Genomic DNA, 16,215 nt, shown 5'->3' with positions numbered 1-16,215 from the left:
ATGACGGATGGCGACGACGCCGAGCTCGACCCGCGGTTCGATCCGCGCTTCCAGCGCGGGTACACGCCGGAGGTGCCGGAACCCGGTGCCGACACGGACGCGGATGCGCCGACCCGTCGTGCCGGCGAGCGCCTCGACCCGCGGTTCGACCCGCAGTTCCAGCGCGGCTACGACCCCGACCGGCACGCCCCGACCCGAGCCGACCGAGACGCGGCTCCTCCGGTGTTCTCGTCGACGATCAAAGGACCGGCATCCGCTCCGCCCGTGGCGCCGCGCGACGAGCGCCCGAGAGCTCCCGAGCGGCCCATCCGCCCGCTGACCACTGAGGAATCTCGAGCCGCCACTCCACCTCTCGCCGACAGGGATCGGCGCGGCGGGACCGCCGGCGGTGGCGAACGCCCTGACGACGAACGCCCTGACGACGAACGCCCAGCTGATCAGCGCGAGCCCCCGGCCGACGCGGCGCAGACCGCGACGACGCCCCGCGTCAACCCGTTCATCGTGGCTCTCTGGATCGTCAGCGCGCTCCTGGTCGTCGCCGGGGCCTATTACATCCTGCAGGCGTCGGAGAATCCGACCGCTCGCTTCGTCGCCTCGGTCGCGGTGGGCGACATCTTCGCGCGCACGGCGTGGACCGTCGCGCCCATCGCCCTCCAGTTCGGCCTCACCGCCATGGTCGGGCTGATCGTCTGGCACGCGATCACCTGGATGCGCCGTCACCCCCGGGGTACCCGCTGATGCGCAACCGGTGGCTGGTGGCGCTGTGGGTCGTCTCGGGCGTCGGCGTGGTGGCGAGCATCGGAGGCGCGTTCGCCCTCGTCGAGGCACTACCGCGCAGCAGGACCGAAGCGGGTTACGCGGGAGTCGACTGGGCCTGGGTCAACATCATCCAAGTGCTCTGGCTGCCGGCGGCCGTCACGGTGCTCGTCAGCGCAGTTCTCGGCCTGCTGGTCTACTACGCGGCCGGCTTTCGCACGCGCACATAGAGCGATTCCGGGTCGACGGATGCGGTGAGCGTGCTCACGATGGAGACCTCGTCGCCATCGAGCTCGAACACGCGGGGCTCGTCGAGGTCGATGCGCAGCCCAGTGCCGCGGAAGCTCGTCATGGTGGCCGGGCGAGCGGCATCCGTCAGCTCGATGATGCGACGGCCGACCGCGAAGCGTCGCAGCACGCGGTTCTCCCACGCGATGCGCCGCCAGATGTCGAGCCAGCCGAACAGGTTCTTGGGCTGGAGCATGGCGATGTCGAGAACGCCGTCGTCGATCTCGGCGTCGGGGAACAGCGGCAGGTTGCCGGGGAGCGTGCCGCAGTTGCCGATGAGGATGGAGCTGATGTGCGCGTGATGATGGCTGTGGCCGTCGAACTGGTAGCCGATGCGGAAGCGTGCAGCCTTGGGCAGCGCCCGCACGCCCGAATCGACGTAGGCCAGCCAGCCGACACGCTTCTTGAGGGCAGGGTTGGCGTTGGCGATCATGTCGGCGTCGAGCCCGAGCCCGGCCATGACGACGAAGGCGTGCTCCTGCTCGGTGCCGTCCTCCGCGGTCACCCTGGTGATGCCGACATCCATCGACCGGGTCTCGCCGGCGAAGGCGACGTCCACGGCGGAACGGATGTCGCCGAGCGGCAACGCCAGGTTGCGCGCCAGCAGGTTGCCGGTTCCCTGAGGCACCAGCGCAAGCGGCACGTCGGTGCCGCGCAGGCTTGCCGCCACCGCTCGGACCGTGCCGTCTCCGCCGGCGGCCAGGACCATGGCGGCTCCCGCGGCGACCGCCTCATCCGTCACTCGGTGTCCCGGGTCCTCGACGGTGGTCTCGAACCAGAGCGTTTCGCCCCACCCGGCGGCCTCCGCTGCCCCGTGCACGGCATCCCGCAGCAGCGCGACATCGATCTTGGTGGGGTTCACCACGACTGCCGCGCGCCGCTCACCCGATTCAGCCGCCGACATGAGCACTACCGTATTGCATCGCAACTGGGCGGGGCCCTGTGGAGGCGGCGGCCGGGCCCGAAGGCGCGCTTGTAGACTCGTCGCGTGATCGATCCCGTACTCCTGCGCGAGAATCCCGAGCTCATCAAGGCCTCGCAGCAGGCCCGCGGTGACTCCCCGGAGCTCGTCGACGATGCCCTCGCAGCGGATGCCACCCGGCGGTCGGCGATCTCGGAGTACGAGCGACTCCGCGCCGAGCAGAAGGCGTTCGGCACCCGTGTCGCTCAGGCCTCGGGTGACGAGAAGAAGGCGCTCGTCGCCGAGGTGCAGAGCCTCGCCGCTCGGGTGAAGCAGGCGGATCAAGCAGCGGATGCCGCATCCGTCGCCTTCGACGACGTGGTGCGCGGCATCGGCAACCCCATCATCGACGGCGTCCCCGCCGGTGGGGAGGACGACTTCGTCGTGCTGCGCGAGGTCGGCGCGATTCCCGAGTTCGACTTTCCCGCTCGCGATCACCTCGAGCTCGGGGAGCTGCTCGGCGCGATCGACATGGCGCGCGGGGCCAAGGTGAGCGGGGCCCGCTTCTACTTCCTGCGCGGCATCGGCGCCCGGCTCGAACTCGCCATCATGAGCATGGCCCTCGACAAGGCGCTCGGCAACGGATTCGTGCCGCTCATCACGCCGACACTGGTCAAGCCCGAGATCATGAGCGGCACCGGATTCCTCGGTGCGCACGCCGACGAGGTCTACTACCTGCCCGCCGACGACCTCTACCTCACGGGCACGAGCGAGGTGGCGCTCGCCGGATATCACTCCGACGAGATCCTCGACCTCACCAACGGCCCGATGCGCTACGCCGGCTGGTCGACCTGCTACCGCAAGGAGGCCGGAAGCCACGGTAAGGACACCCGCGGCATAATACGGGTGCACCAGTTCAACAAGCTCGAGATGTTCGTCTATACGCTCCCCGAGGACGCGGAGGCCGAGCACGCCCGCCTGGTGGCCTGGCAGGAGGAGATGCTGCAGGAGCTGGGGCTCAGCTACCGCGTGATCGACACGGCCGCCGGAGACCTCGGCTCGAGCGCCGCCCGCAAGTTCGACGTCGAAGCGTGGGTGCCGACGCAGGACGCCTACCGCGAGCTCACCTCCACGAGTAACTGCACGACCTTCCAGGCGCGGCGGCTCGACATCCGGTACCGCGCCGATGGCGGCAAGACCACCCCGGTCGCGACGCTCAACGGAACGCTCGCGACGACGCGATGGATCGTCGCGCTGCTCGAGACGCACCAGCAGGCCGACGGATCGGTGCGGGTGCCCGAGGCGCTACGGCCCTACCTCGGCGGACTCGAGACACTCGAGCCGGTCGGCCGGGCATGAACGCCGAGCACTCCGTCGACGGTCGCCTGCTCATCGCGCTCGACGTCGACGGGACCGTGCTGCACGAGGACGAGACGCTGAGCCCGGCCGTGGTCGAGGAGGTCGAGCGCGTGCACGCCCTCGGCCACGAGGTCACCCTCGCCACCGGGCGCAGTTGGAACACCGCGCGCCACGTGCTGGCCGACCTCGGACTCGACCCGGAGTACGTGGTGTGCTCCAACGGCGCCGTGGTCATGCAGCGCGATGCGACCGCCCCGGACGGATATCGGCGTGCGCTCGTCGAGACCTTCGACCCGCGTCCCGCCCTCGAGCGGGTGCGCGAGCACCTGCCGACCGGCCGCTTCATGGTGGAGGACGGCGACGGCGAACGTTACTTCACCGAAGGCATGGACGAGTGGGATCTCGATGACGCCAACATGGTGCCGTTCGAGGAGTTGGGCACGCGACTCGCGACACGCGTTGTGGTGGTGTCGCCTGACCACGATCTCGAGGAGTTCCTCACTATCGTCGAGGGCATGGGCCTGCACCAGGTGACGTACGCCATCGGATGGATGGCGTGGCTCGACATCGCGCCCGATGGCGTCAACAAGGCCACGGGGCTCGAGAAGGTGCGCGAGCGTCTCGGCATCCCCCGGCACAACGTCCTCGCCGTCGGTGACGGCCGCAACGACATCGACATGTTCGCCTGGGCGGGCGAGCACGGGCGAGCCGTGGCGATGGGGCAGGCTCCGTCCGAGGTGAAGGCTGCGGCCACCGAGGTGACGGCATCCGTTCGTGAAGACGGCCTCGCCCGCGTGCTGGCCGGCGTGGGGGGCGGCGAGAGCTGAGCGAACTCACGCGGCACGGCCGCCTGCGACGGTCCCGTCCGATCCCGACTCTGCTCGGGCTCGTGGGAATCGTGGCGGCCGTGGTGCTGGTGAGTGGCACCTCGGTGCTGGCCATCGCGCTCGGTAGCGTGACGACGAGCGTCAAACCCACCATCGACCTCGACCCCGTCGCCGGCTCGACAGGCACGCCCTCCCCGCTTCCGATCCCCGACGTCGGCGCGATCCCCGGAGGAGTGAACCTGCTGCTGGTGGGCAGTGACAGCGGGCAGGGTGACCCTGCGTACGGCGATCGTGGCGAGCACCTCGGCGACGTGACGATCCTGCTGCACATCGCCAACGACCACTCCAACGCCACCGTCGTCAGCTTTCCGCGCGACCTGTTCGTGCGCATCCCCGAGTGCGACGCGTCGCCATCCGAGGACGCCCCCGGCTCGGACGGCGGTAAGGACAAGATCAACACGGCGCTCTCCTACGGCGGACTCAACTGCACCGTCCGCACGGTGAGCAAGCTCACTGGGCTCGAGATCCCCTACGCGGCGACCATCGAGTTCAACGGCGTGGTCGCCATGTCGAACGCGGTCGGGGGAGTTCCCGTCTGCGTCGCGGAGAAGATCGAGGACGAGTACACCGGCACCTACCTCGACCCCGGGATGCACACCCTCCAAGGCGTCGATGCCCTGCAGTTCCTGCGCACCCGGCACGGCATCGCCACCGGGAGCGACACGGCCCGCATCTCGAACCAGCAGGTCTTTCTCGCCGCGCTGGCGCGAACGATGAAGAGCGATGACACGCTGACGAACCCCATCAAGCTGTACTCGCTGGCCAAGGCGGCCGCGGCGAACATGACCCTGTCGACCTCGCTGAACAACATCGTGGTGATGGTCTCGATCGCGAAGGCGCTCAAGGACATCCCGCTCGACCGGGTGAGCTTCGTGCAGTACCCGACCTACACCGTCGAGACGGGGCTCGAGCCCAACACGGATGACGCCGACGTCCTCATGCAGGCCATCGCAGCCGACCAGGCGGTCGTCCCGGCTGGCGTGGGGCAGGGCAGCCAGCAGGCCGACCCGGCGCCCGTCGCACCCCCGGCGACGGATGCGGCACCGCAGCCGATCGCAACGGCCCCCCCGGCACCGGTGTCGACGCCGGTCGCGCTTCCCGACTCCATCACCGGCCAGACCGCGGCCGACCAGACCTGCAGCGCTGGCCGGACGCTCGACAACCAGTAGCCGTCCAGCATCCTGCCAGCGGCATGTGCAAGGCTGGTGAGAATGCCATCGGCTAGAATCGGGCACTGTTCGATCGTGCGGCCCCCTCAGGTCATGCGAACCGGATCGGAGGGCTGTCCGAGCGGCCGATGGAGCCAGTCTTGAAAACTGGTGGGCAGAAATGTCTCGTGGGTTCGAATCCCACGCCCTCCGCTGGCACAGCCGGCACCCATTCACCGAGAGGAAACGTGTGAGCGACCCGCGCCCCAGCAATCGCCGCGCAGCGCGCACGCCGACCATCGCTCGGCACGGCCGACTGAAGCGGTCCAGCGCCCTCGCCACGATGGCGAAGCTGATCGGGGCGGCGCTCGCCGTCATCCTCGTCAGCGCCGCCGGTGTCGCCGGGATCGCCACGGTCAGCCTCGCCTCGGCTGCGCAGCCATCCGTTCACCTCGCCAATGAGAAGGCATTGGGCAAGATTCCCTCCATCGGTGCGATCGACGGTGGCGTGAACCTCCTGCTCGTCGGCAGCGACTCGCGCAAGGGACAGGATCCCGTGTTCGGCGCCGAGGACGAGACCGGCGACCTCAACGACGTGACGATGCTCATGCACATCTCGCAGGACCACTCCAACGTCACCGTCGTCAGCTTCCCGCGCGACATGTTCGTTCCGATCCCGTCCTGCCCCGACCCGTCGGGCGGAACGTTCGACTCGATGACGCGGCAGAAGATCAACACCACCCTGACCTACGGCGGCCTGCCGTGCACGGTCCTCACCGTCGAGAAACTCACCGGCCTGACCATCCCGTTCGCCGCTGAGATCCAGTTCGGCGGCGTCATCGAGATGTCCAACGCGGTCGGCGGCGTTCCCGTCTGCGTGGCCGACAAGATCGAGGACGAGTACACCGGCACCTTCCTCGACCCGGGCGAGCACACCCTCTCCGGGATGGCGGCGCTGCAGTTCCTGCGCACCCGCCACGGCGTCGGCGATGGCAGCGACCTCACCCGCATCTCGAACCAGCAGGTGTTCCTCTCTTCGCTCGTGCGCACCATCAAGAGTGCCGACACCCTTTCGAACCCGGTCAAGCTCTACTCCCTGGCCAAGGCGGCGCTCGGCAACATGACCCTGTCGGACAGCCTGTCCAACATGGATCGCGTCGTCTCGATCGCGCTCGCGCTGAAGGACATCGACCTCGGCAAGATCGTCTTCGTGCAGTACCCCACTGGCAGCACCGAGGGCGGCGTCATCCCGCGGGTCGACGCGGCGGATGCCCTGAACGCGGCGCTGCTCGCCGACCAGCCGATCGCCCTCTCGGGCACGACCGGTGGATCGGTCACCGACCCGAACGCTCCCGCCGCCACTCAGGCGCCGGCGACGACGGATGCGACAGCCGCCCCCGACCCCGCCGCGACCTCGGGGACGGACGCCGTGCTGCCGAGCGACGTCTCGGGTCAGACCGCTGGACAGTACACCTGTTCCAAGGGCCGCACCCTGGACGACCAGTAGCATCCGCGATTCTGCCGTCGCCTGAACTCTGGTTATGATGGCTGTCGTGTGTTCCGCGGTAGCGGATCTCACGGAGACGTCGCATAGTTCGGCCTAGTGCACCACCCTGCTAAGGTGGAGTGCCCTAACGGGCACCGTGGGTTCAAATCCCACCGTCTCCGCCCAAGATCGCCCTGATCAGGCTGATTCTCGCCAGGCGATCACGGTTTCCAAGAACGTTCCCCCCGTGGCGGATTCCCTGCCATCCAGCTGGTCCAGCACCCGCTGTGCAGCCATCCGCCCGAGGTCCCCGGCGGGCTGGCGCACGGTTGACAGCGGCGGCTGGCAGCGGAGCGCCCATGCGCTGTCATCGAAGCCGACGATGCCGACATCCTTCGGGATCGACCGCCCCGCCGCACGCAGAACATCCATGGCCCCAGCCGCGATCGCGTCGGATGCGGCGAAGACGCCGTCGATGTCCGGTGCCCGATCGAGCAGTCGACGCATTCCTTCGACGCCGCTGTCGTACGAGTACAGCGGGTAGTCCACCACCAGTGCCGGGTCGAACGCATCGCCCAGGGCAGCTCGGAACCCGGCTACGCGGTCGCGCCCGGAATCCCGATCGAGTGCGCTGGCGATCATTCCGACGCGTCGGCGTCCGGTGTGCAGAAGGCGGGTGGTGATGGCCTCGGCGGCCTGCACATTGTCGATGCCGACGTAGGCGATGCCGTCGATGTCGGGCGGATGACCCACGAAGGCGGCCGGGATGCCCATCGCGACCACCGCTCGTCCGATGGGGTCGTTCTCCCGAGCCGAGATGATGATCACGCCGTCGACGAAGCCGCCCCGGAGGTACTCGGCGACTCGATCGCTGTCCCGCTCGGAATCGACGATCAGCGAGACGAGTTGGTAGTCGGCGGCTGAAAGCACCGAGTTGGTACCGAGGAGGATCGCGCCGATGTTCGGATCCTCGAGGAAGAGCGAATGCGGTTCATGGACGATCAGGCCGATGGCGTGGGAGCGCTTGGTCTTGAGATTGCGCGCGGCCGTGTTCGGCACGTATCCCACCTCGGCGATGGCCGACATGACCGAATCCCTCGCTTCGGCGGAGACGTACCTCTCGCCATTGATGACGCGCGACACGGTGCCCCGGGACAGACCGGAGGCGGCCGCCACATCGTGGATGGTGGCCGAGCGTCGCCGAGCGAATTCGGAAGGCACAGACAGATCGTAGCTTGACAGTCGACGATGGCCGTGCTTATTGTGTGAACGTTCCCAGAAAGTCTACCTGCGGATCGTGGGCGATCGACTGGGAACGTTCACAGCATGGATCCAATGGAGGAGGTCGCTTATCATGACGACGACCGAACCGACTCCGACGACTGTTGAGACAGTCGGCCCCGGGACGTACATCGCGTTCGGGTGCGACTACAACCCCGAGCAGTGGAGCCCGGACATCTGGCCCGAGGACATCCGCCTGATGCGCGAGGCCGGCATCACGATCGTCGCGATCAACGTGTTCGGCTGGGCGCTGCTGGAGCCTCGCCCGGGCGTCTACGACTTCAGCGGGCTGGACGCTGTCGTCGACTTGCTTCACGAGGCGGGCATCCGGATCAATCTGGGAACCGGTACGGCGTCGCCACCGCCGTGGCTGACCACCGAACATCCCGAGATCCTGCCGATGGCCTCGGACGGCACCCGACGCTGGCCGGGCGGCCGACAGGCCTACTGCCCGAGCTCGCCGATCTTCCGGGAGCACGCCGTCCGCTTGGCCACCGCGGTCGCCGAGCGGTACGGAGCGCATCCGGCCGTGGAGCTGTGGCACGTCTCGAACGAGCTCGGTTGCCACAATGCGCTGTGCTACTGCGACGTGTCGGCGGAGTCCTTCCGTAAGTGGCTTCGCTCCAAATACGGCACCCTCAAGGCGCTCAACTCCGCGTGGGGCACCAGCTTCTGGAGCCAGCGATATGGCGAATGGAGCGAAGTCCTGCCGCCTCGAAGGACGTTGTCCGTCGGCAACCCCACCCAAGCTCTCGACTTCGAACGATTCAGTTCCGATGAGGTGCTCGAGTGCTATCTGATGGAGGAGCGGGTGCTCCGCCGGCTGAGCGATGTACCCGTCACGACGAACTTCATGGTGACCGCCCACATCCGGACGCAGAACTACTGGGACTGGGCCCCTCACGTCGACGTCGTCGCGAACGACCACTATCTCGACCACCGCCTGCCGGAGCCGCATCAGGAGTTGTCGTTCGCCGCCGACCTCACCAGAGGGCTCGCCGACGGCAGGCCGTGGATGCTCATGGAGCAGTCGACGGGCGCCGTCAACTGGCAGCCGCACAACATCGCGAAGGTGCCGGGGGAGATGCTCCGCAACTCGCTCACCCATGTGGCGCGGGGGGCGGACAGCATCTGCTTCTTCCAGTGGCGCGCCTCCGCTCAAGGCTCGGAGAAGTACCACTCGGGAATGGTTCCCCACGCCGGAACCGACAGTCAGACCTGGCGTGAGGTGCTCGAACTCGGTCGAGTCCTCCGCAGCATCAGCGAGGTCGCCGGGAGCACGGTCGTCGGCGAGGTGGCGATGGTGTTCAGTTGGGACTCGTGGTGGGCCGTCGACGCCGACTCCACTCCGTCACGCGATGTGCGCTACCTCGACCAGATCCACGCCGCATACCGAGCGCTGTGGGACGCGGGGATCACGGTGGACATCGTCGCACCAGGGACCGATCTCTCCGCGTACAAGATGGTCGTCGTTCCGGCCCTCTACCTCGTTTCCGACGCGGCGGCGCAGACCATCGCCGCCTTCGTCGCCAGCGGCGGATCGGCGTTCGTGACCTTCTTCAGCGGCATCGTCGACGAGGACGACCGGGTGCGTCTCGGCGGCTACCCCGGAGCATTCGTCGATCTGCTCGGCATCCGGATCGATGAGTTCTTCCCGCTGGCGCCCGGCCAGAACGTCGGGCTCGATGACGGCTCGGCGGCCACCATCTGGTCGGAGCGGATCGCGGTCGAGGCCGCGACGGTCGTCGCATCGTTCGTCGATGGCCCCATGGCGGGATGGCCGGCGACGACGCGCAACAGCTTCGGCGACGGAACCGCGTGGTACGTCGGCACCGCCCTGAGTGAACCCGATCTGCGCCGTGCGCTCGAAGCCGCGGCGGAGCAGGCGGGAGTGAAGTCGACCGGCGACGGTCACGACGGTGTCGAGGCCGTTCTGCGACGCGGATCGGATGCCGACTATCTGTTCGTGATCAATCACCGCGACCGCGACGTCGACCGACCTGAGCGCGGATACGAGCTGACGACAGCCGTCGACGTCGACGGATTCGTGGTGCCGTCCGGAGGCGTGCGGGTGGTCAGACTCGCAGCCCCGCCATCGCCGGCGAACCCCAGTGAGGAACAGTGATGACGACGACGTCACTCGAAACGACAGCCCCGACGACGGGGTCGCTCTCTTCCAAGCGCCGCGGGCGCCCCGGCGGTCTCAGCCTGAGACGAGCGGTGGTGGTCTTCGTCGCGCCGTTCGGAGTGCTCTACGCCCTCTTCTACGTGATCCCGATCGCGTTCGCCATCTACCAGTCGTTGCTGACGGTCAAGCGGGAGGGCACCTTCGGTGCCGCGCAACAGGTGTTCGGCGGTCTGTCGCAGTACATCCTCGTCTTCCAGGACGGGGCGTTCTGGGGCTCGGTCGGCCGGGTGCTCGTGTTCGGCATCGTGCAGGTGCCGGTGATGCTGTTCCTGGCCCTACTGTTCGCCCTTCTCCTGGACTCACCGCTGCTCAGGGGCAAGAAGTTCTTCCGGCTCGCCTTCTTCGCTCCGTACGCCGTGCCGGGCGTCATCGCGGCGATCATGTGGGGCTTCCTGTACTCCCCGTCGCTCTCGCCGTTCAGCGCACTGACCTCGAGTGTCAACTTCCTCTCGGCCGACCTCGTGCTGTGGTCCATCGCGAACATCGTGACGTGGGTCTACGTCGGCTACAACATGCTGATCATCTACTCCTCGCTGCTCGCCATACCGCAGGAGATCTACGAGGCTGCCAAGTTGGACGGCGCGAACAACTGGCAGATCGCCGTGGGCATCAAGATCCCGTTGGTCACTCCGGCCATCATCCTGACCGCCGTCTTCTCGATCATCGGCACGCTGCAGCTCCTCGCCGAACCGCAGACCCTGCGCAGTTTCAGCTCGGCCATCAGCAGCACGTACACGCCCAATCTCGCTGTGTACACCACGGCTTCCATCCCCAACTACAGCCTCGCGGCCGCGTTCTCGGTCGTGCTGGCGCTGGCGACCTTCATCCTCTCCTTCGTGTTCCTCAAGCTCACCCAGAGGAGGGCGTTCGCATGAGCACCACCGCTACGCAACGCCGCCTGATCCGCAACGACGCCCCTCCTCGCACAGCAGGGCGGGAGAGCATCGTGTCGAGGTCGGGCGCGATGCTCGTCATGGCCGTCTTCACCTTCTACTTCCTGATCCCGGTGTGGTGGCTCCTGGTCCAGTCCACCAAGACGCGCGGGGAGTTCTCATCCACGGCGCCGCTCTGGTTCACCCCGGATGGATTCAGCTCGTTCGTGGCCAACCTCGGAACGCTGTTCTCCTACGACTCGGGCGTCTTCGTCCGCTGGCTGGTCAACAGCGTGTTCTACGCCGGAGCGGGCGCGTTCCTGGGCACCCTCGTCGCAGCCATGTGCGGGTACGCGTTGGCGAAATACCAGTTCCGCGGGCGCGAGGTGCTCTTCAACGTCGTCCTGAGTGGCGTGCTCGTCCCGGCGACCGCTCTGGCCCTCCCGCTCTTCCTCATCTTCAGTCAGGTCCAGCTCACGAACACCTACTGGGCCGTGTTCCTGCCGAGCATCGTCAGTCCGTTCGGCGTCTACCTGGCGCGCATCTTCGCCGCGTCGAGCGTGCCGGACGAGTTGCTCGAGGCCGCGCGCCTCGACGGCTCGGGTGAGGTGCGCACCTTCTTCACCCTGGCCATCCGTCTCATGTCGCCGGCTCTGGTGACCATGTTCCTCTTCCAGTTCGTCGCGATCTGGAACAACTTCTTCCTGCCGCTCATCATGCTGCGGGATCAGACCCTGTTTCCCGTCACCCTCGGGCTGTACGCGTGGAACAGCTCGATCGGTCAGGCGCCGGAACTCCGATCGCTCGTCATCATCGGCGCCTTCGTGTCGATCGTTCCGCTCATCATCGCCTTCCTCAGCCTCCAACGGTTCTGGAGCGGTGGTCTGGCCGCCGGAAGCATCAAGTAAGCGCATCACCCCAACGAAGAGGACACCCAATGAAAACGCAGTCCAAGATGGTCGCCGCAGCAGTGGCCGTCGTCACCGCCTTCGCCCTGTCGGCGTGCACCGGCAGCTCCGGGGGTGACAGCAGCACCGCCTCGAGCAGCTGCGCACCGTCATCCGGCAAGGTTGACCTCACCTTCACCACGTGGGTGCCGGGGATGGACAAGGTCGTCGATCTCTGGAACCAGAAGAACCCCGACATCCAGGTGAAGTTCCAGACCGGCCCCAGCGGCAACGCCGGCACCTACCAGAACTTCTTCAATCAGATCAAGGCAGGAAACGCTCCGGACCTCGGCCAGGTCGAGTACGACGCCCTGCCCAACTTCCGCGTCCAGGACGGATTGACCAACATCGCAGCGTGCACGCCGGTCTCGGGCGCTCAGGACAAGTTCGTCGACTGGACCTGGAAGCAGGTGACCTTCGATGAGAAGGACGCGGTCTACGCCGTGCCGCAGGACACCGGGCCGATCGCCATGTTCTATCGCAAGGACCTGTTCGACGCCGCGGGGATCCCGGTGCCCACCACGTGGGACGAGTACGCGAAGGACGCGGCGCTCATCAAGGCGCAGGGCTCGTACATCACCAACTTCCCCAAGACCGACGTGAACTGGTTCGCCGGAATGGTCTGGCAGAACGGCGGCCAGTGGTTCAAGAACGATGGAAACGACTGGACCGTCGACCTGACGGGTGACAAGTCGACCCAGGTCGCCGACTACTGGCAGAAGCTGATCGACAACGGCGAGGTGTCCAAGCTCGCCTCGTTCTCTGATGAGTGGAACAAGTCGTTCAACGACGGCCAGCAGTGGACCTGGATCTCCGCGGTCTGGGGTGCGTCGACGCTCGAGACCGGGGCTCCTGACACATTGGGCAAGTGGGCGGTCGCCCCGATGCCGCAGTGGAAGTCGGGCGGCGATCAGGCGGGCGACTGGGGCGGGTCCTCGACGGCGGTGCTGAAGGGATCGAAGCACCCCTACGAGGCGGCCAAGTTCGCGATGTGGCTCAACAGCGACCCCGAGGCACTCGCCCTCGAGAACAAGCTCGGCGGCCTCTACCCCGCGGCCAAGGCGGGCGCTGACCTCGATGCGTTCACGAGCGGCCAGGAGTTCTACGGCGGGCAGAAGATCTACGACGTGTTCAAGGAGGCCTCCAGCCAGGTGAATCCCGACTTCACGTGGGGCCCGACCATGACGCAGACCTACACCGACGTCTCGGACGGCTTCGGCTCTGCGCTCGGCGGAAGCGGGACATTGACCGACGCGCTGAAGACCGGCCAGCAGAAGACGATCGACGCGCTCAAGGCGCAATCCATTCCCGTCAAATAACGGAACGGATCGGGCGGGTCGCGGTGCACGTGGTGCGTCGCGGCCCCCCCCGTGCGCGAGATACTGACGACCGGCAGGCGAGCTCGCGCCTAGTCGCAGACCTCGCGCCAGTCGTCGGTGGTGATGTGCGAGCCGGCTTGCGGTCCCATCTGCAGCATCCCGCCGTCGACGGCCCACGATGCGCCCGTCACATAGGACGCGGCGGGGGAGGCGAGGAAGGCGATGACGGCCGCTACCTCCCGGGCATCGCCGGGTCGCCCCAGCGGGATCCCGGGTCGGCGGATGTCGGTTGCGTCCTCGTCCTCCGCGCCCGTCATCTCCGTGGCGATCTCGCCGGGCGCGACGCTGTTGGCGGTGATGCCGAACTCGCCCAGCTCGAGCGCGAGGGTCTTCATCAGTCCGCCGAGGCCGTGCTTGGATGCGTCGTATGCCGAGGAACCGACTCGTGGCTGGTGCTCGTGCACGCTCGTGACGGCGATGATCCTTCCGCCGTGCCCGGCCTCGACCATGCGACTGGCCGCCCGCTGGATGCACACGAACGGCCCGCTCAGGTTGGCTGTGATCGTGTCCTTCAAGGTCTCCCAGGTCGTGTCGAAGAACGCCGGCCCGCCGTTCATGCCGGCGTTGTTGACGAAGACGTCGATTCCGCCCAGGGCCTCGGCGAGGTTGTCGATGACGTCGCCGCACGCGGGCGCATCCGTCGTGTCGAGGCGTGCGATGACGGCGCGACGCCCGGCCAGTTCGACGAGTCGGGCGGTCTCACGGGCGCCGTCCTCGTCGGAATGCCACGTGACGCCGACATCCATGCCGCCCTCGGCGAGCGCGACCGCCGTCGCCCGCCCGATGCCGGAGTCCGATCCCGTCACGATGGCTGTGCGTGGGGTGAAGGCCATGATCGCTCCCGTTCCTATTCGATGCCGATGTCGCCGTTCGATCGGCGTGATCTCCGGTCTACGGGCGAAGCGGGCCTGCGTCGACCGGTTGCGAATCCGGCGCCGAGGGGGAAGCGATCAGGCGGGCGTTCCCGGCGGCTGGCCCATCGCCTCATTGAACCGGCGCGTGATGCCGATGTCGTCGACGCGCTGGGCGTCGCGACGTTCACGGGAACGCGAGACGTAGGCTTCCGCATCCCCCGCCTCGAGAGCGGCCAGCGTCTCGGCGATGAAGTCCTGGAGATGCATCGCGCGCTCGTCGGTGAGGTTGACGGCCTGGAGCGCGGTGCGGGTGAGAGGTGGGGCGATCTCGACGACCGTCGGCGCGGCGTCGCCCAGGCGATGGCGCAGGGAGAGCGTGTACGAGTGCATCGCCGCCTTCGTCGCCGAGTACAACGGGGAGCGCGCCAGTGGCGCGTAGCCGAGCATCGAGGTCACGTTGACGATGACGGAGTCCGGCGTGGCGCGCAGGTGCTCGATGAGCGCCGAGATCAGCCGGATCGGCCCGAGCACGTTGGTGGCCATGATGCGCACCAGACCGTCGTCGTCGATCGGTTCGGCCGGGTCGTCGTCGGTCATGATGCCGGCGTTGTTGATGAGCACATTCAGACGCGGATGCCGGCCCAGCACAGCCCGGACGCCCGTCGAGATGCTCTCCGCATCGGCGACATCGAGCACCTGCATGTCGATGCCGGGCGTCGCGTCGGCGACCGGCGTGAGGTCATCCGCCCGCAGCCCGGCGATGATCACCGTGTTGCCGCGGGCGGCGAGGGCTTCGGCGAGGGCGCGTCCGATGCCCGTGCCTCCGCCCGTGATGAGCACCACGTTGCCGTCGAGTCTCACGCCGCCGCCTCAGGTCTCACCTTGGCGACCGGGCGTTCCGACACTCAGGCGACCGCCGCCTTCGCACACTCGAGCGCGAAGGCGAGCTCGGAGCCCTGGAAGTCCCCGCTCGGCCGGTGGAAGTCGATGCAGTGGCCGCTGCCGGTCTGCAGGGCGGCGTCGACGGACGCCGCCGATGTGAAGCCGGCGCCGTACTGGTCGACCTCGTCCTGGCTGGTCACCCACAGCGCGTCGAACTCGCCCTGGCGGTGGAGGACGGGAACCGTCACGCGAGCGCACGTCTCGGCGCGGCGCTCGATCCAGTTGCCGGTGATGTCGAGCAGTTCCGCCTTCGGCACCAGGGTGTTGGAGGGGTAGCTCGCGGCGGGCATGTCAGCGTCGAGTGTCTCGGCAGGCCCGAACATGAGCTGATCCTTCATCGGCACGGGCAGGTCGATCATGGGGATGGGAGGCAGTTGCGCCCACGCCGCCTTCGACTCCTCGGGAACGCGCACGAGGCATCCGGAGGTGGCAAGGCCCAGGAGCGGCCACGACGGCGAGGATGCGGCGATGGCGGTGGCGACGGCGCCACCGATGGAGTGCGCGACCAGTACGACGCCCGGTCGGCCATCGCCGTACTGCTCCCAGATCGAGCCGATCGCCTCGGAGAGCACCTCGGCGTTGTCGAAGATGATCGACCCGTCGCTCTCGAGCGGCGAGGAGTCCACGTAGTTGGGGCGGTCGAGAGCGATCACGGGAACGCCCGCCGCCGACCCGCGGTCGAGCAACGAGTACCCGGGGATGTCGAAGTACTCGGAACTGTACGTGCCGCCGTGCAGGGCGATCACGAGGGGAGCGCCCGGTGCGGCGTCGACGCCCGCCCCGATGTTGGTGCGGCCGCTGTAGTCGCGGTCGGCGACGGAATGCGTGAAGGAGGTGGACATCGTCGTCCTTTCGGGTCGGCAGGAGCTCTGCGGTGAGCTACTCGCTAGGATATATTCTGCATCGTCGCACGCCCGGCCTCCGGAC

15 protein-coding genes and 2 tRNA genes are annotated in these 16,215 nt (G+C 67.6%); 12 read left to right on the top strand and 5 right to left on the bottom strand.

Annotated elements, in window-relative coordinates:
• Nucleotides 1-738 carry a flagellar biosynthesis protein FlhF gene (locus tag E6C70_RS12055; RefSeq protein WP_136424793.1) on the top strand — a complete coding sequence of 246 codons (738 nt, stop codon included), beginning with the start codon at nucleotides 1-3 and terminating at the stop codon, nucleotides 736-738.
• Complete coding sequence (locus E6C70_RS12050) at nucleotides 738-986, top strand: hypothetical protein (RefSeq protein ID WP_136424792.1); 249 nt, start codon at nucleotides 738-740, stop codon at nucleotides 984-986. The genes E6C70_RS12055 and E6C70_RS12050 overlap by 1 nt, the downstream gene beginning before the upstream one ends.
• On the opposite strand, the gene E6C70_RS12045 is transcribed toward E6C70_RS12050, so the two are convergent.
• Nucleotides 956-1,948: a diacylglycerol/lipid kinase family protein gene (locus E6C70_RS12045; RefSeq protein ID WP_136424791.1), complete on the bottom strand. Its 993-nt coding sequence runs from the start codon at nucleotides 1,946-1,948 to the stop codon at nucleotides 956-958. The genes E6C70_RS12050 and E6C70_RS12045 overlap by 31 nt on opposite strands.
• An 84-nt stretch (nucleotides 1,949-2,032) precedes the next feature.
• Here E6C70_RS12045 and serS point away from each other — a divergent pair, with 84 nt between their 5' ends.
• The 6 genes from serS to E6C70_RS12015 all read left to right on the top strand — a co-directional run bounded on the left by serS (nucleotide 2,033) and on the right by E6C70_RS12015 (nucleotide 7,007).
• Nucleotides 2,033-3,304, top strand: coding sequence for a serine--tRNA ligase (serS, locus tag E6C70_RS12040; RefSeq protein WP_136424790.1), 1,272 nt, complete (start codon nucleotides 2,033-2,035; stop codon nucleotides 3,302-3,304).
• The gene (locus tag E6C70_RS12035) at nucleotides 3,301-4,131 is read left to right on the top strand and encodes an HAD family hydrolase (protein ID WP_136424789.1); all 831 of its coding nucleotides are present in this window, start codon (nucleotides 3,301-3,303) and stop codon (nucleotides 4,129-4,131) included. The genes serS and E6C70_RS12035 overlap by 4 nt, the downstream gene beginning before the upstream one ends.
• A gap of 62 nt (nucleotides 4,132-4,193) precedes the next feature.
• The gene (locus E6C70_RS12030) at nucleotides 4,194-5,360 is read left to right on the top strand and encodes an LCP family protein (RefSeq protein WP_235833432.1); all 1,167 of its coding nucleotides are present in this window, start codon (nucleotides 4,194-4,196) and stop codon (nucleotides 5,358-5,360) included.
• Between the two features lie 107 nt (nucleotides 5,361-5,467).
• Nucleotides 5,468-5,552 (top strand) — tRNA-Ser (locus E6C70_RS12025).
• Between the two features lie 37 nt (nucleotides 5,553-5,589).
• Nucleotides 5,590-6,846, top strand: a complete 1,257-nt coding sequence (locus tag E6C70_RS12020) for an LCP family protein (RefSeq protein ID WP_235833431.1) — start codon at nucleotides 5,590-5,592, stop codon at nucleotides 6,844-6,846.
• Between the two features lie 72 nt (nucleotides 6,847-6,918).
• Nucleotides 6,919-7,007: transfer RNA gene (locus tag E6C70_RS12015), tRNA-Ser, on the top strand.
• A gap of 16 nt (nucleotides 7,008-7,023) precedes the next feature.
• On the opposite strand, the gene E6C70_RS12010 is transcribed toward E6C70_RS12015, so the two are convergent.
• Entirely contained in the window at nucleotides 7,024-8,046 is a 1,023-nt protein-coding gene (locus E6C70_RS12010) for a LacI family DNA-binding transcriptional regulator (protein WP_207670121.1), read from the bottom strand.
• Nucleotides 8,047-8,179: 133 nt separating this feature from the next.
• Here E6C70_RS12010 and E6C70_RS12005 point away from each other — a divergent pair, with 133 nt between their 5' ends.
• Genes E6C70_RS12005 through E6C70_RS11990 form a run of 4 tightly spaced genes read left to right on the top strand, consistent with a single transcriptional unit; the run spans nucleotide 8,180 to nucleotide 13,432 of the window.
• Nucleotides 8,180-10,231, top strand: coding sequence for a beta-galactosidase (locus E6C70_RS12005; protein ID WP_136424785.1), 2,052 nt, complete (start codon nucleotides 8,180-8,182; stop codon nucleotides 10,229-10,231).
• A complete protein-coding gene (locus E6C70_RS12000; protein ID WP_136424784.1) occupies nucleotides 10,231-11,169 on the top strand; it encodes a carbohydrate ABC transporter permease in 939 nt (312 codons plus the stop codon). The genes E6C70_RS12005 and E6C70_RS12000 overlap by 1 nt, the downstream gene beginning before the upstream one ends.
• Nucleotides 11,166-12,074, top strand: coding sequence for a carbohydrate ABC transporter permease (locus tag E6C70_RS11995; protein ID WP_207670120.1), 909 nt, complete (start codon nucleotides 11,166-11,168; stop codon nucleotides 12,072-12,074). The genes E6C70_RS12000 and E6C70_RS11995 overlap by 4 nt, the downstream gene beginning before the upstream one ends.
• A 29-nt stretch (nucleotides 12,075-12,103) precedes the next feature.
• Nucleotides 12,104-13,432 carry an ABC transporter substrate-binding protein gene (locus E6C70_RS11990; protein ID WP_136424783.1) on the top strand — a complete coding sequence of 443 codons (1,329 nt, stop codon included), beginning with the start codon at nucleotides 12,104-12,106 and terminating at the stop codon, nucleotides 13,430-13,432.
• A gap of 89 nt (nucleotides 13,433-13,521) precedes the next feature.
• Here E6C70_RS11990 and E6C70_RS11985 read toward each other — a convergent pair whose 3' ends face one another.
• From E6C70_RS11985 to E6C70_RS11975, 3 genes are all read right to left on the bottom strand, one after another.
• Complete coding sequence (locus E6C70_RS11985) at nucleotides 13,522-14,325, bottom strand: SDR family oxidoreductase (RefSeq protein ID WP_136424782.1); 804 nt, start codon at nucleotides 14,323-14,325, stop codon at nucleotides 13,522-13,524.
• A gap of 117 nt (nucleotides 14,326-14,442) precedes the next feature.
• Nucleotides 14,443-15,207 (bottom strand): SDR family oxidoreductase, encoded by a 765-nt coding sequence (locus E6C70_RS11980; protein WP_136424781.1) that lies wholly within the window; start codon nucleotides 15,205-15,207, stop codon nucleotides 14,443-14,445.
• Nucleotides 15,208-15,251: 44 nt separating this feature from the next.
• Nucleotides 15,252-16,130, bottom strand: coding sequence for an alpha/beta hydrolase (locus E6C70_RS11975; RefSeq protein ID WP_136424780.1), 879 nt, complete (start codon nucleotides 16,128-16,130; stop codon nucleotides 15,252-15,254).
• Nucleotides 16,131-16,215: the final 85 nt, after the last annotated feature.

The sequence above is a fragment of the Orlajensenia flava genome (genome assembly GCF_004801905.1).
Classification (GTDB): domain Bacteria; phylum Actinomycetota; class Actinomycetes; order Actinomycetales; family Microbacteriaceae; genus Orlajensenia; species Orlajensenia flava.
Note: the sequence above shows the minus strand (reverse complement) of the source record. Positions and strands in the feature narration are given on the sequence as shown.